This is a genomic window from Alteromonas aestuariivivens, from assembly GCF_003367475.1.
GTDB classification, from domain to species: Bacteria; Pseudomonadota; Gammaproteobacteria; order Enterobacterales; family Alteromonadaceae; genus Alteromonas; species Alteromonas aestuariivivens.
The window spans coordinates 112,442-127,119 of the sequence record NZ_QRHA01000007.1; the positions used below are offsets into that span (position 1 = coordinate 112,442).

Annotated in this window: 14 protein-coding genes and 1 other RNA gene; 12 read left to right on the forward strand and 3 right to left on the reverse strand. The window is 47.7% G+C overall.

From position 1 onward, the window contains the following. Window position 1: 1 nt before the first annotated feature. Both DXV75_RS10870 and pspF read right to left on the reverse strand, forming a co-directional pair. A complete protein-coding gene (locus DXV75_RS10870) occupies window positions 2-1,636 on the reverse strand; it encodes an ABC transporter substrate-binding protein (protein ID WP_115593447.1) in 1,635 nt (544 codons plus the stop codon). After that, entirely contained in the window at window positions 1,636-2,748 is a 1,113-nt protein-coding gene (gene pspF, locus DXV75_RS10875; protein ID WP_115593448.1) for a phage shock protein operon transcriptional activator, read from the reverse strand. The genes DXV75_RS10870 and pspF overlap by 1 nt, the downstream gene beginning before the upstream one ends. 201 nt (window positions 2,749-2,949) lie before the next feature. Here pspF and pspA point away from each other — a divergent pair, with 201 nt between their 5' ends. From pspA to maiA, 9 genes are all read left to right on the forward strand, one after another. Continuing rightward, window positions 2,950-3,639: a phage shock protein PspA gene (pspA, locus tag DXV75_RS10880; RefSeq protein ID WP_115593449.1), complete on the forward strand. Its 690-nt coding sequence runs from the start codon at window positions 2,950-2,952 to the stop codon at window positions 3,637-3,639. Window positions 3,640-3,710: 71 nt separating this feature from the next. Then, the gene (pspB, locus tag DXV75_RS10885) at window positions 3,711-3,950 is read left to right on the forward strand and encodes an envelope stress response membrane protein PspB (protein WP_115593450.1); all 240 of its coding nucleotides are present in this window, start codon (window positions 3,711-3,713) and stop codon (window positions 3,948-3,950) included. After that, complete coding sequence (gene pspC, locus DXV75_RS10890; RefSeq protein ID WP_115593451.1) at window positions 3,947-4,393, forward strand: envelope stress response membrane protein PspC; 447 nt, start codon at window positions 3,947-3,949, stop codon at window positions 4,391-4,393. Before pspB ends, pspC begins: the two co-directional genes overlap by 4 nt. 193 nt (window positions 4,394-4,586) lie before the next feature. Next, window positions 4,587-5,381 (forward strand): phenylalanine 4-monooxygenase, encoded by a 795-nt coding sequence (phhA, locus tag DXV75_RS10895; protein ID WP_425451700.1) that lies wholly within the window; start codon window positions 4,587-4,589, stop codon window positions 5,379-5,381. Between the two features lie 133 nt (window positions 5,382-5,514). Then, window positions 5,515-7,071, forward strand: coding sequence for a transcriptional regulator TyrR (tyrR, locus tag DXV75_RS10900; RefSeq protein ID WP_115593598.1), 1,557 nt, complete (start codon window positions 5,515-5,517; stop codon window positions 7,069-7,071). Between the two features lie 205 nt (window positions 7,072-7,276). After that, the gene (hppD, locus tag DXV75_RS10905) at window positions 7,277-8,377 is read left to right on the forward strand and encodes a 4-hydroxyphenylpyruvate dioxygenase (RefSeq protein ID WP_115593453.1); all 1,101 of its coding nucleotides are present in this window, start codon (window positions 7,277-7,279) and stop codon (window positions 8,375-8,377) included. Further along, window positions 8,370-9,542, forward strand: coding sequence for a homogentisate 1,2-dioxygenase (locus DXV75_RS10910; protein ID WP_115593454.1), 1,173 nt, complete (start codon window positions 8,370-8,372; stop codon window positions 9,540-9,542). The genes hppD and DXV75_RS10910 overlap by 8 nt, the downstream gene beginning before the upstream one ends. After that, window positions 9,539-10,561, forward strand: a complete 1,023-nt coding sequence (locus DXV75_RS10915) for a fumarylacetoacetate hydrolase family protein (RefSeq protein WP_115593455.1) — start codon at window positions 9,539-9,541, stop codon at window positions 10,559-10,561. The genes DXV75_RS10910 and DXV75_RS10915 overlap by 4 nt, the downstream gene beginning before the upstream one ends. A gap of 45 nt (window positions 10,562-10,606) precedes the next feature. Next, entirely contained in the window at window positions 10,607-11,260 is a 654-nt protein-coding gene (maiA, locus tag DXV75_RS10920) for a maleylacetoacetate isomerase (RefSeq protein ID WP_115593456.1), read from the forward strand. 43 nt (window positions 11,261-11,303) lie between these two features. Here maiA and DXV75_RS10925 read toward each other — a convergent pair whose 3' ends face one another. Further along, window positions 11,304-11,771, reverse strand: a complete 468-nt coding sequence (locus DXV75_RS10925; RefSeq protein ID WP_115593457.1) for an Lrp/AsnC family transcriptional regulator — start codon at window positions 11,769-11,771, stop codon at window positions 11,304-11,306. Between the two features lie 189 nt (window positions 11,772-11,960). Here DXV75_RS10925 and DXV75_RS10930 point away from each other — a divergent pair, with 189 nt between their 5' ends. The 3 genes from DXV75_RS10930 to DXV75_RS10940 all read left to right on the forward strand — a co-directional run bounded on the left by DXV75_RS10930 (window position 11,961) and on the right by DXV75_RS10940 (window position 14,522). After that, a complete protein-coding gene (locus tag DXV75_RS10930) occupies window positions 11,961-13,019 on the forward strand; it encodes a Glu/Leu/Phe/Val dehydrogenase dimerization domain-containing protein (protein ID WP_115593458.1) in 1,059 nt (352 codons plus the stop codon). A gap of 82 nt (window positions 13,020-13,101) precedes the next feature. Then, an RNA gene (ffs, locus tag DXV75_RS10935) (signal recognition particle sRNA small type) lies at window positions 13,102-13,198 on the forward strand. A 223-nt stretch (window positions 13,199-13,421) separates the two neighbouring features. Beyond that, window positions 13,422-14,522 (forward strand): tryptophan 2,3-dioxygenase family protein, encoded by a 1,101-nt coding sequence (locus DXV75_RS10940; protein ID WP_115593459.1) that lies wholly within the window; start codon window positions 13,422-13,424, stop codon window positions 14,520-14,522. Window positions 14,523-14,678 lie beyond the last annotated feature (156 nt).

Consider the following 14,678-nt stretch of genomic DNA (forward strand, 5'->3'; position numbering starts at 1 on the left):
ATCACAGTGTTTTACTCACTCCGCCAAATCTGACGCCACCGTAGGGATTAATGGTCATACCCTGCAGTTCGGTGCGATAAGCCTGATAACGATACGCATGCGCTATGGGAACAATGGGTAGCCTTTCGTAAAGCAACCGATTCAACTGCTGATAGATGGCACGACGCTTTACGATGTCGTCTGTTGCCAGAGCCTGATTGAGAAGCCGGTCGTAGTCCTCGTTGCACCACATTGCGCGATTGGTGCCGGAGGGAATGGCATCACAACTGAGCAAAGGCCGGTAAAAATTGTCCGGGTCACCATTGTCTGCTGACCAGCCAATCAGCACAGAATCGTGCAGCCCCTCCCGCAAGTGACGCCGGAATGTGGTCCAGTCGTAGGTGACTATGTTTGCCCGAATACCCACGTTGGCCAGGTAGCGTTGAATCAGTTCGGCCATTTTCGCCGCATTGGGATTGTATGCACGCTCTACCGGCATCGCCCAGATTGTCATGGTAAAGCCTTCTTCCACACCAGCGTCATCCAGCAGATTTCTTGCCAAAACCGGGTTGTAAGCCGTGTCGTCTGCATCGCTCTGGTAGGCCCAGCTTGCTGCAGGGAGAAGCGTTTTGGCTCTTGTTGCTCCGTCAAAATAGACGGCTTCGAGTAGCGTATTTTTGTCGATAGCAAAAGCCAGAGCCCGCCTCACATCCGGATTATCGAAGGGAGGACGTTGAGTGTTGAATGCCCAGAATCCTATATTAAGCCCAGGCTTTTCAGCCAGTTCCAGGTTAGGGCGGTTGCGAATAATATCCAGTTCCGTCTGGGCAGGAAAGGCAATGGCATCACATTCACTGGTTATCAGCTTGGCCAGCCTCAGCGAACTTTTGGGCGTAATGTCGAAAATCAGACGGTCAGCCGTATTCAGGTTGCCCCAAAATTCGTCATGGCGTTGATACCGGATGAAATGGTCCTTGCGATAACTTTCAAATTTGAACGGGCCAGTTCCAACCGGGAAATAATCAACCCGCTCGGGTGTACCGGCTACCATCATTTGTGCGGCATACTCGGCTGAGAGGATCACTGAAAAATCGGTCGCCAGATTCGACAGGAAGGAACTGTCCCGATTATTCAGGGATATCTGTACCCGGTATTTGTTCAATTGCTTTACATCAGCAATATTGTCGGCCAGGCCCAGACTTTCAAAATAGGGGTAGCGACCTCCGGAAACCTGATGATAGGGATGTTCAGGAACTCTCCAGCGATTGATGCTGAAAATCACGTCTTCAGCATTGAAATTTCGGCTCGGCGTGAAATAGTCGGTGGCATGAAACTGGACATCCCGACGCAATTGAAATGTGTAAGTCAGTCCGTCTTCAGAAATCATCCAGCTACTCGCCAGGCTCGGCATAATACGCCCCGAATCGGGATTAAAATCCAAGAGGCGTCCGTATATCTGGTGGGCCGTGGCATCGGCGGTAGTGCCTGAGGTATCCAACTGTGGATTGAAATTTACCGGGTTACTTTCAGAACAGTACACCAGACCTGTTTGATAAAAGGGATCCTGACGGTGTTCGGTGCAGGCTGGCAGTGCGGAAAGAAGAGCAATTGTTGCAAGCCCTTTGCACGTATTAGCGACCCACCCGGTTGATTTCATCAAAGTGACTCCTGTTCCTCAGAAGCGGAATCCAGCAGATTGTACTTTTTCAGATAACCTCTCAACTGATGGTAGGTAAGGCTCAGTTTTTCTGCGGTTTTTTTCTGGTTGAACTGGCTGTCTGTCAATGCATGGCGGATCATGTCTATTTCGTATTGCTGCGATCGCTCTTTCAGATCAATGGGAAAGTTGAGTGATCTGGCCTCCGGAAGTGACACCAAAGGCGCGGATACCTGACTTTCTCCATTTGTGCCGCTGGCCTGTGTTTGCGGGGCTTCATTTGCAACCGATACCATCCTATCCTGAGTTTTTATTCGTGAAGTCGGACGGTAATCCGATTCAAATGGATTCAGGATGATTTCATGAACCGGCAGATGGGGATTGTTGCATCGGTAAACTGCCCGTTCTATAACGTTTTTGAGTTCCCGAATATTACCGGGCCAGTCATAATCCAGCAGTGTACGACGGGCTTTCTCGGTGAAACCACTGAAAAGTTCCATCTCGAGCTCACGTGCCATATTGATGGCAAAATGTTCTGCCAGCAACAGAATATCTTCCCGCCGGTGACGCAAAGGCGGGATGGTGATAACGTCAAAGGCCAGGCGATCAAGCAAATCAGCCCGAAACTCCCCGGCTTCAGCGAGCGACGGCAAGTCTTCGTTCGTGGCGGCAATTAACCGCACGTCAGTTTTAAGTGTTTTGGTGCCACCCACCCGCTCAAATTCACCGTACTCTATTACTCTGAGCAACTTTTCCTGAATCAGGCCGGATGTGTTCGCCAACTCATCCAGAAAAAGCGTACCGTTATGAGCAACCTCAAATCGCCCTTCACGTCGCTTGGCGGCGCCGGTAAAAGCGCCCGCTTCATAGCCAAAAAGTTCACTTTCAAGCAAATTTTCGTTTAAAGCCGCACAATTGAGTTTGATGTAATTCTGGTCCCAGCGCTGAGACAAAAAATGCAGACGGGCTGCGATCAACTCCTTGCCCGTTCCGCGTTCACCGATCACCAAGACGGGTTTGTTCAAAGGCGCAATTTGCGAGATTTGCTCGAGGACTTCCAAAAAACTGTTGGCCTGGCCCAACAAATTATCTTGTTGGCGAAATCTACTCATTTATTTCCTCAAAAATTAGTCATATCGACCAATTATTAGTGTAGATGAAAAATGGTTCCGGTTCGATAGTTATTTTACCTCTAAAAACACTTTATTTAACAGTGGGTTAAAAATTCTTTTAGGTTGGCAGGGTTATTGAATATAAAACTCCCAGATATTGCCAACGGGCATGTTTTTTAACTCGAGTGTGAGGTAATGATTATGGGTATCTTCTCGCGTTTCACCGATATTGTGAATTCGAATATTAATGCTTTGCTGGATAAGGCAGAAGATCCGGAGAAAATGGTTCGTCTGATTATTCAGGAAATGGAAGACACTTTGGTAGAAGTGCGGTCTGCTTCTGCCAAGACTTTGGCAAGTAAGAAAGAAATTGTGGCTCAGATCAGTAAGTACCAGTCAGACGCTGAAGACTGGCAGTCAAAGGCCGAACTGGCTTTGAGCAAGGACAGGGAGGATCTGGCACGGGCAGCGTTGCAGGAAAAGAAAAAGTCCAGCGAGGCAGCTGATGCACTGGCCAGGGAACTTGAGGTAGTAGAAGAGCAAATTTCGAAACTGCAGGACGAAATTGGTCAGTTGCAGGAAAAACTGGCGGATGCGAAAAGCCGTCAAAAAGCCATTATCATGCGTCAGAAAACAGCCAGCTCGCGTCTGGAAGTTAAGCGCACTCTGGACAGCAGTAAGGTTGATGCAGCGATGGGCCGGTTCGAGCAATACGAACGCAAGATTGATGATCTTGAATCTCAGGTCGAAGCATACGATCTTGGCAAGAAGACCTTGCATGACGAATTTGCTGAATTAGAAGGCGGTGATAAGATTGATGAAGAGCTGGCTGCACTAAAAGCAAAAGTGCAGGGAAGCAAAAAGCCAAGTAAGGCGACATCAAAAAAATAGGTTGTTCACTCACACGGGGGCCTCAGGGGCCGCCGATGTGACACTCACCGTCTGTTAGAGGAGGTAAAAAAATGGAAGAGGGAATCGTCGCCTTAATAATTGCGCCACTGATTATTTTCATGATCTTTGTAGCGCCCATCTGGCTGATTTTGCATTATCGAAGCAAAAAACAGGTGAATCAGGGGCTGAGTTCGGAAGAGTATGCGTCATTGCAGGAACTGGCCGACAAAGCTGAAAAAATGGCTGACCGAATTCAAACACTGGAAGCAATTTTGGACAGCGAGGCTCCGGAGTGGAGGAATCGGGCATGAATACAACCAAGGCTCTTTACAGGGATACCGAGCATGCCAGGATTGCCGGTGTCTGTGCGGGCGTTGCCAATTATTTCGGCATCGAACGCTGGTTGGTACGAATACTGTTCGTAACAGGCTTTTTCCTCCTGGCAGGGCCCTTCATGCTGGTAGCCTACATTGCGTGTTGGTTTATATTGGACAAACAACCATTAAACCAGCCAAGAGCTGCTTCAGGTTTCGTTTTTCAGCAATCCGGAAAGGGTTGGCGCAACCGCAGTGGTGAGCAGAGTAGTCAAAAGGTAGAGGTGAAAACCAAGGTTTGGCAGGCAGGTGAACCTCCTCGCCAGGCATTCCATGATATAAGTAAACGTTTTTCTGACGCAGAACATAGGCTGCGGAAAATGGAAAAATACGTAACCTCAAAGGAATATCAACTAAATCGCGAAATAAGTCGCCTTTAGATCCGGTTTCCCGATTATGAAGACTAAAAAGACAGCAAGTTGCTGTCTTTTTTAGTTTTTCGCCTTCAGTTTCACATTAAATGTAAAAATCCTGTTACAGCTATTGGGAGGGTTGGATTTACCCAGCTACTTTTTCTGCGGTCAAATCGTTTTAGACTCAACCTAACGGAAATGACTGAGCGGTAATTTAGTGATGAAGGAATCAAAGTATCTTTCCAGACAGGCGGATGCACTGGGATTTATACATTGGACCGAAGACGAACATCGTATTTGGTCAGACTTGTATTGTCGTCAGATTGAGGTAATACGGGGGCGGGCCTGCCCGCAATTTTTGTCCGGGCTAAAATTGCTCGATTTGCCTCCTGATCAGATTCCACAATTACCCCATGTCAATAGTGCACTGGAACAGGCCACAGGCTGGACAACGGTCCAGGTACCCGCCCTGATCAATTTTTCCGAGTTTTTCCGGTTGCTAGCAAACAGGCAGTTTCCGGTTGCTACTTTCATTCGTTCCAGGGAAGATTTCGACTACCTGCAGGAACCGGATATTTTTCACGAAGTATTTGGGCACTGTCCGTTGCTTACCAACCCGGCTTTTGCACATTTTACTCATACCTATGGAAAGTTAGGTTTAGCCGCGAGTAAGGAAGATCGGGTAATTCTCGCACGACTCTACTGGTTTACAGTGGAGTTTGGTCTCGTTACCAGTGCTGAAGGGTTGAGAATTTACGGAGGTGGTATACTTTCTTCGCCTGGAGAAACAGTCTATGCGCTTGAAAGTAATCAACCTTTGCGTTTGCCGTTAAATCCGGTTGAGGCAATGAGAACCCCTTACCGAATCGATATTATGCAGCCCCTCTACTATGTGCTTGCAGATTTCGAACAGCTATTCCATTTGGCGCAGTCTGACATTATGGCTTTGGTGCAACAGGCCAAACGGTTAGGGCTGTTTGTACCCAGATTCCCCCCTAAACGACAAGCCAGCTGAATTGCTGACAGAAAACCTGACCCCGTATCGAACACTAATACGCTGGTCAGGGTAATGAATTCTCCACTGACCGACTTTCTTAGTTACAAAAATGTGATATTCTGTAAAAATACCTTTACAATCAAACATGGTTATGCGCTTAGAAATTTCCTGTCAGGACAGATTAGGCATCACGCAGGATGTGCTGGACATTCTGGTGGCTCACAACATCGATTTACGCGGAATTGAAATTGATGAGGGGGGCAAAATTTTCTTGAACTTCCCTAATATTGAGTTTGCTGACTTTCAGCATTTGATGCCAAAAATTCGTCGAATAAATGGTATCGACGATGTAAAAACAACCCCCTTTATGCCCGGTGAGAGGGAGCGTAACCAACTGGCAGCGATTTTACGAACATTGCCAGACCCGGTGTTCTCGGTAGACGTCAGAGGTGCAATTCTGATGTGCAATGATGCTGTGACCAGCAGTCTGGAAATGCCATTTATTGAATTGGAAGCTACAGAAATCTCTGAATGGGTGAAAGGGTTTAATTTTCACCGCTGGCTGGAGGCTGGTGCTCCCCAGGCGCAAACTACGAAAGTGCAGTTCGTTCAGCAGGATTATCTGGCGGATTTGTTGCCGATAGTCGTGCCGGACGGAGGCGAAAACACCATTCTTGCCGGCGCTGTGGTGATGCTTAAGTCTGAAATTCGGCTTGGACAGCAATTCACCGCGTTTCATCAAACTGAATCCAACAGTTTTGACCGTTTCGTAACTCATTCTCCTGCCATGCATAAAGCCATCAACGATGCGAAGCGAGTGGCAGATCTTGATGCACCGATCCTGATATTCGGTGAGACTGGCACTGGTAAAGAAATGATCGCCCGGGCCTGCCATCAGGCCAGTCGTCGAAGCAGTGGTGAGTTTCTGGCCCTCAATTGTGCTTCGTTGCCAGACAGCGTGGCAGAAAGCGAACTTTTTGGTTATGCCGCAGGTGCGTTTAATCAGCCGGTAGGCAAGGCTGGGTTGCTGGAACTCGCTGCAGGAGGAACCTTACTGCTGGACGAAATCGCCGACATGTCCCCTCAGCTTCAGGCAAAATTGTTACGAGTTTTGGAAAACGGAGAGTACAGACGGGTTGGCGGCGACAAACCAGTGTCTGTAGATGTGCGGTTTATCTGTACAACCTGCAGAGATTTGGGGCAACTGGTGGAAGAAGGTAAGTTCCGTAAAGAACTCTACTACCGTCTGAATGTATTAAGCCTGGTGGTGCCTTCGCTGAAGGAGCGTCGCGCAGACATTGTTGCGTTGGCTGAATCGTTTATCGTACAGCATAGCAATAAACTGGGCCGCAGACCTGCTAAGCTGAGTAAATCCTGTGTGGAATACCTGCAGCTGTACCCTTGGCCTGGCAACGTCAGGCAACTGCAGAATGCCTTGTACCGGGCGCTTTCATTATTGGACGGCAATGAAATTACCAAGGAAGACATTCAGCTTCCCAGTTGCACACCCAGTCTGAGTTACATTGACGAAAACTTTGAAGGCACTTTGGACGAAGAAGTAAAAAAATTCGAAAAAGATTTACTCAGGCGCCTGTACCCTTCTTACCCCAGTACACGGCAATTGGCCAAAAAGCTGGGGCTGAGTCACACCGCAATTGCCAATAAGCTCAGAGAATATGGCATTAACAAGGCGACCGTAAAGCTGTAAGTACTGGGTGTAATGTATTAATTACACCCTATTCCTCTGCAGGCGGCGGTCATGTTGCCCTGAGAGTTGTTTGCTCCCAAATGTCAATTCAACTGTACACCGACTCAGCAATGCAGATTGAGGTGCACTTCCGGCCCCTGCTTCCCTGATTGTTAATAATGTTGTTTATTGTGAAAACAGATTGTTAATTAGAAGGGGCTGAGTTATGTCTGCGCCAGATTCATCATCCACATTCAATCCCCTCGGGACAGACGGCTTTGAGTTTGTTGAATATACCGCTGCCGATGAAAGCGGCATTAAAGCGTTGAAACAATTGTTTGAGTCTTTGGGGTTTGCCGAGGTCGCTCAGCATAAATCCAAGCGGGTATGGCTGTTCAGGCAGGGTGACATTAATTTTATTGTCAACGCAGAACCCGCATCCCAGGCAGAGGAATTTGCAAGACTCAGAGGGCCCAGTGTTTGCGGTATGGCTTTTCGGGTTAGAGATGCCGGTAAGGCACTTGAGCATGCATTGAATCACGGTGCAAAGCAGTTTGTCGGAAATCTCGGGCCTATGGAACTGAATATTCCCGCAGTCTATGGAATTGGTGAGAGCACATTGTATTTTGTTGATCGCTATGGTGACACCAGCATCTACGACGTTGATTTTAACTTCTATCCGGGCTGGCGCGAAAAAATGGCAACCGCCGATTCCGGGCTACTTGTGATTGATCACCTAACTCACAACGTGCGCCGGGGAAATATGGCGGTGTGGGCAGATTTTTACGAACGCGTCGGTAATTTTCGCGAGATTCGGTATTTCGATATTGAAGGAAAATTAACCGGTTTGGTCAGCAAGGCTATGACATCGCCATGTGGAAAAATTCGCATTCCGATAAATGAATCTTCTGACGATAAGTCTCAGATTGAAGAGTTTATCAAGCAGTACAATGGTGAGGGAATACAGCACATTGCACTGTCAACCGAGGATATTTACGCAACGGTAAGAGATCTAAAGTCTCGAGGTCTGAACTTTATGGATACACCGGAAACCTATTATGAGGGAGTCAATGCGCGCGTGCCCGGCCATGGGGAAGATCTGGATGAATTGCGGGAGTTGCGCATACTTATTGATGGTGCCCCGCTAAAAGACGGTATTTTGCTGCAAATATTTACCGATACCGTTATCGGCCCGGTATTTTTTGAAATTATTCAGCGTAAAGGCAATGAGGGATTTGGTGAGGGCAACTTTAAAGCCTTGTTTGAATCCATAGAACTTGACCAAATTCGCCGTGGTGTCATTTCGGAAGAGCAGGAAAATGCGTAACTGGATCCGCCTACCAGCAGCACAGGGTACCCATTCCCGCCAGGCTCACGCAGATCTTCCTGCTGAGGCAAAATTTGAGCGCGAGATTGGCCGGGAAGGTTTTTTTGGTCCGGCAACTCATATGCATCACAAGCATCCTCCAACTGACTGGATTTCATGGGAGGGGGAGTTGCGCCCGCGAGCTTTTGATCTCAATCGGTTGGATGTGTCAGGGCACCAGTCTGATGAACCGAATCCGTTTACGGCACCAACAATTTTGCATAATCCGTACTGCCAGTACCGGTTGTGGCAGTGCAAGTCCAACATGACATTTCTGGTGCGCAATGCCGACGGTGATGAACTGATGTTCATACATGAGGGCGAAGGGGAACTGTATTGTGATTACGGCAGACTGTATATTCGCGAAGGGGATTATGTGGTGTTGCCAAGATCCACTATGTGGAGACTGGAACCCCATTCTCCGATGTCAATTTTGATGATTGAAGCGACCAATGACAGTTATCAGCTGCCGGAAAAAGGCATGTTGGGGGGGCACGCAATATTTGATCCGGCAGTATTGGATACACCGAAGATAGATAGCCGGTTTTTGCAACAACAGGATGAGAATCCCTGGAAAATCGTTGTAAAGCGGCATGAAAAACTGTCGTATATATCCTATCCCTTTAATCCTCTTGATGCCCAGGGCTGGCATGGAGAACTGTCGGTAGTAAGGCTTAACTGGCGGGATATCCGGCCCCTGATGAGTCATCGATACCATCTTCCACCGTCTGTCCATACAACATTCGTAGCGAGTCGCTTTGTAGTGTGTACGTTTGTTCCACGGCCAATAGAGAGCGACCCCGGAGCGCTAAAAGTGCCTTTCTATCACAGCAATGATGATTACGATGAAGTTCTGTTTTATCACCGGGGAGATTTCTTCAGCCGGGACAATATCGAACGTGGGATGGTGACCTTTCATCCAGCGGGGTTTACTCACGGGCCTCATCCCAAAGCGTTTCAATCCGCTGAAGCCAGCGAAAAAACTTTTGCCGAAGAGGTTGCTGTGATGCTGGATACCCGTGACGCATTGAATATCGGGGAGGCAGCGCTGGCAGTGGAAAACCCTAATTACGTAAACAGCTGGCGAAGCCAGCTTAACCAAACCGCGGAGTTCAGTGAACGATGAAATTGGCGAGTTATCACAATAATACCCGTGATGGTCAACTGATGATGGTTTCCAGAGATTTGGGCCGAATCTGTGACGCTTCGGATATCGCGCCAACCTTGCAGCAGGCTTTGGACGACTGGGACAACGTCGAGCCCAAACTGCAGCAGCGTTATGATGCGCTCAACGATGGTACGGTGCTGAGTCAGATTTTTGAGCCTGAGCGGTGCCATTCTCCGTTGCCCAGAGCTTATCAGTGGGCGGATGGCAGTGCGTACGTTAACCATGTGGAACTGGTGCGCAGGGCGAGAGGGGCTGAGATGCCCGAAAGCTTCTGGACCGACCCTTTGATGTATCAGGGAGGGTCGGATGACTTCATTGCTCCACGAGCAGATATCGTGCTTCCCAGTGAGGAGCATGGTATTGATTTTGAAGCTGAAGTCGCTGTAGTGACCGGTGATGTGCCGATGGGGGTTACTGAGGAGAAAGCGGCAGGCAATATTCGCCTGCTTATGTTAGTGAATGATGTTTCGTTGCGTGGGCTTATTCCCCAAGAACTGGCGAAAGGTTTCGGCTTTTTCCAGTCCAAGCCTGCATCTTCGTTCTCTCCTGTTGCCGTGACGCCCGACGAGTTGGGGGACTGCTGGCAGGATAACAAGCTACACTTACCCTTACTGACGACTTACAACGGCAAACTGTTTGGCAGGCCGAATGCTGGCAAGGACATGACGTTTAATTTTGCGCAACTTATTGCCCATGCAGCAAAAACCCGACATTTGAAAGCTGGTGCCATAATAGGCTCTGGGACGGTATCCAACAAGCAGGGAACTGACTTCGGGTCTGCCATCGCAGACGGTGGAGCAGGGTATTCATGTATAGCCGAAGTTCGGATGATAGAGACCATTCGTGATGGCAGGCCGTCAACGGAGTTTATGAAATTTGGTGACACCGTCCGAATCGAAATGCTGGATGCATCTGGGCGAAGTATTTTTGGTGCCATTGAGCAAAAGGTTAGGCGTTTTGAAGCTGAAGCGCCCTAAGGTTTATAGACAAAGTGTGCCCGTGAAAGGCATTGGAGGGGCTGAATGAATTTGAAATTGTATGGCTATTGGCGTTCTTCAGCCACCTACCGCGTACGTATTGCGCTCAATCTTAAAGGCTTGGAATACGAATATGTTCCGGTGCACCTGGTGCGCGAAGGCGGGCAACAGCACTCTCCTGATTATCAAGGGCTAAACCCGGCTGAACTGGTTCCTACTCTGGTTGATGAGGATGAGGATCTCATTCTCAATCAGTCTATGAGCATAGTGGAATTTATCAATGAACGCTATCCGGAGCCGTTTCCTCTGTTGCCGGAGCATGCATCAGATAAGGCTAGGGTCCGCGGTCTGGCGCAGGATATTGCCTGCGATATACAGCCGCTGGCAAACCTGAGAGTGCTCAATCGTTTACGCGAGCAATTCGACGCGGGTGATGAAGCGGTGAGAATCTGGGCCGCTAACTGGATTGAAAAGGGTTTTAGTGGCATTGAGAAGCGGCTTCAAACCCAGGCAGGAAAATATTGCTTTGATTTTAATGTAACTCTGGCAGACGTATGCCTGGTTCCGCAGGTTTATAATGCAATTCGGTTCGGTGTTAACATGGAACAGTTCCCCTTGATTAATCGCATTTGGCATCACTGTGAGGAACTGGAAGCTTTTGCCCGAGCCAGGCCGGAAAACCAGCCTGATGCTCAGTGATCAAGAGGAATAGTGCTTAATCGCACCCTCCCTTGATTCTCGGTTACGGATTTTTAATTGGAAGCTCAGTCGTATTCTTTACCTGTTTGAGTGCAAATGTTGAACTCAGATGGTCGACAAGAGGCAAATGTGTCAGCTTTGACTTCAGCAAATATTCATATTCTTCAATACTTTCTACCACCACTTTGAGAAGGTAATCTTTCTCTCCGCTGGTGGTATGACATTCAACGATTTCGTTGATTGACTGAACCGCATTCTCAAAATCTGTAAGAGAGTCACCATCGTGGTTCTTTAACGTAACGAAAATAAATACCGACACACCAAGGTTGAGCTTTTTGCTGTTTAACAAGGTGACCTTACGCAATATGATGCCGTCTGCCTCCATGCGCTTTACTCTGCGCCAGCAAGGGGTGTGAGACAATCCAACTCGCTGGCTGAGGTCTGCCATTGAGACGGTCGCGTCCTGCTGCAGGACATGGAGAATTTCACGATCAAATTTGTCGAGTTTCATTCCAAGCTAATCCACGATAGTTATGATGTGCATTATATAATAAAAATAAAACTAGGATAGCCATCCTAGATAAGAATCATTCTTCGATGATGAAATTTTACGTTTTTATAATCTCGTCCTTCAGGACGCAAAAAACGTCCTCGAATACTTTTAGTACCATATTGCAAAATTACCACTCTTCGAGAACCTATGTCCGTATTTGATCACCCAGAATTCGACAACCATGAACACGTTGCTTTTTATCACGATGAAAAAGCTGGACTAAGCGCGATCATTGCGGTTCACAACACCAATCTTGGTCCGGCTTTGGGCGGATGCAGAATGTGGCCTTATGTCAATAGCAGCGAAGCCCTTAACGATGTTCTGAGGTTATCTAAGGGGATGACCTATAAGGCTGCGATGGCAAATTTGGCTCTGGGCGGCGGAAAATCGGTCATTATTGGCGATCCGCGCAGAGATAAAACCCCAGAAATGATGGCGGCGATGGGGAAATTCGTGGATTCGTTGGGTGGTAAGTATTTTACTGCAGAGGATTCAGGCATAGCGGTAAGCGACTTACAACAAATGGCAGAACATTCTCAGTACATTGCTGGTGTAAAGGCGCAGTATCATTACGCCGGTGAGACGGCCGATGGAAATCCGGCTCCTTCTACTGCTTACGGGGTGTTTGTTGGTTTGCGTGCGGCAGTTGAGCATGCACTGAGGACGGATTTGAAAGGTGTTCGGGTAGCAATTCAGGGTATGGGGCATGTTGGCTACCGGTTAGCGAAACACTTGCATCATGCCGGAGCTGAGCTGGTTGTCACCGACATTTATCGCGAAGGTGTTGAGCGGGCAGTGGCTGAGTTTGGTGCCATTGCAGTGGACCCTGCAGACATTTATGCCACAGATGTGGATGTGATTGCACCTTGTGCTCTGGGAGCGACCATTAATGATGAAACACTACCAACTATCCGCGCCAAGGTGGTAGCCGGGGCTGCCAACAATCAATTGGCGCGGGAAGAAATGGGTGACTTACTTCGTCACCATGGGATCCTTTATGCACCTGACTACGTGATCAATGCCGGTGGTGTAATTGATATTTATCATCAGCGCATAGGAAATTCCTCCAATCAGGCATTGCGAGAGCACATTGAAAGAATTGGCGAAACACTCAGGGAGATTTTTGTCCGCTCGGAACAAGCGAATATGGCAACTAACCGTATTGCCAACCAAATTGCTGTGGAGCGATTCGGTAGCAAGGCTTGAAAGTTTGTGAATGAGTCGGCATAATGCGCCCCTCATTCAGGGCGAAGTTTTTTTCTTCGCCTGCACAGTTTCAATGGTAGGCCTTCGGTCCTCTCGCAATGATACTCTGTGAACCCGGTCAGGCCTGGAAGGGAGCAGCCGCAGCAGACGACTCATGTGCCGGGATGTGGCTGGGGGCTTGCCACCCAAATTCGCACACACTTTTTTCGGTTCGTTTCTTTCTCTGTATTGCATACGCGGTGGCGATTCCGGAATAAACTTTTCGTTATTTTTTCTAACTTGCTTTTTTCGTCTTTCACGGCCATTCGAGCTCATAACAGCAGTATGCAGCTTTGCCGTGTCTGTCGACATCGAAGGCTGAGTGGTAAAATACCCGTAACCCTACTGTAAAAATCAACAAGCATGAAAAGAAATATTTCTCCCGTCTATTATGGCGATTACCTGCAACTTGATAAAATTCTGTCCGCGCAATCTCTACAGAGCACCCGTTACGGTGAACCAGCCCATGATGAGATGCTGTTTGTTATCGTGCATCAGGTCTACGAGTTGTGGTTTAAGCAGGTCCTTCATGAACTGAATTCTGTGATAGATGCTTTTGCACAGGACTCCATCCCCGATCAGGCCCTTATTTCAGTGGTTCACAGGCTGAACAGAATCATCCAGATTCAACAGTTGATGAATGATCAAATCAGTGTGATGGAAACCATGACACCACAGCAGTTTCTGGCCTTTCGTGATTATTTGGTGCCAGCGTCCGGATTTCAGAGTATTCAGTTCAAGCGTCTTGAAATTTCTCTTGGGTTAAAACGGGAATTTCGCATAGATTTCGATAAACAAAGTTTCTATTCCCGGTTAAAGGATGCCGATCGTGAACTGCTGGAAGGGTTGGAGGCGAAACCAAGCTTATTTGATTTGGTTGATGAGTGGCTTGCGAGAATGCCTTTGCTGAAATTTAACGACTTTGACTTCTGGAAATACTACCAGCAGGCCACTGACACAATGCTCTCAGATGACAGACAAACCATAGTTACCAATACCACCTTGTCTGATACTGAACGGGAACAGGAACTCAGGGACTGGCAGAGCACCCGGGACAATTTTGATGCTCTGTTTATGCAGGAAAACTACAACAAACTCAGGGAACAGGGTAAGTTCAGGCTGAGCCACAAAGCCATGCTCGCCGCTCTGTTTATTAAGCAGTATTCCGAAGAGCCCATATTTAACCTGCCATTTCAGGTTATTACAGCGCTCACTGAAATTGATGAAAAGCTAACCATTTGGCGTTACCGGCATGCGATGATGGTTCAGCGTATGCTGGGAACAAAAATAGGCACCGGAGGTTCATCCGGGCACCACTACCTTAAAAAGACCACAGAATCGAACCGTATATTCCTCGACTTTTTCAACATGGCGACATTTTTGTTGCCCAAAAGTATGCTTCCTCCACTCCCTGATGCGATTAGCCGATATTTGGGCTTTTATCTTAGTCAGGGTAAAAGTTAATTTTTTAATTAAAATTAATTGTATTTTATCGGGCCGTTATTTCAATGTGGGTGGCGGCTGTTTGTTATTTTTTATAGCGATTGGTTATTTGATATTTGTTTTTATTTCTTAGGTTTATTTTCTGATGTTTGTGAGTAAGCACTATCGATAAGACTA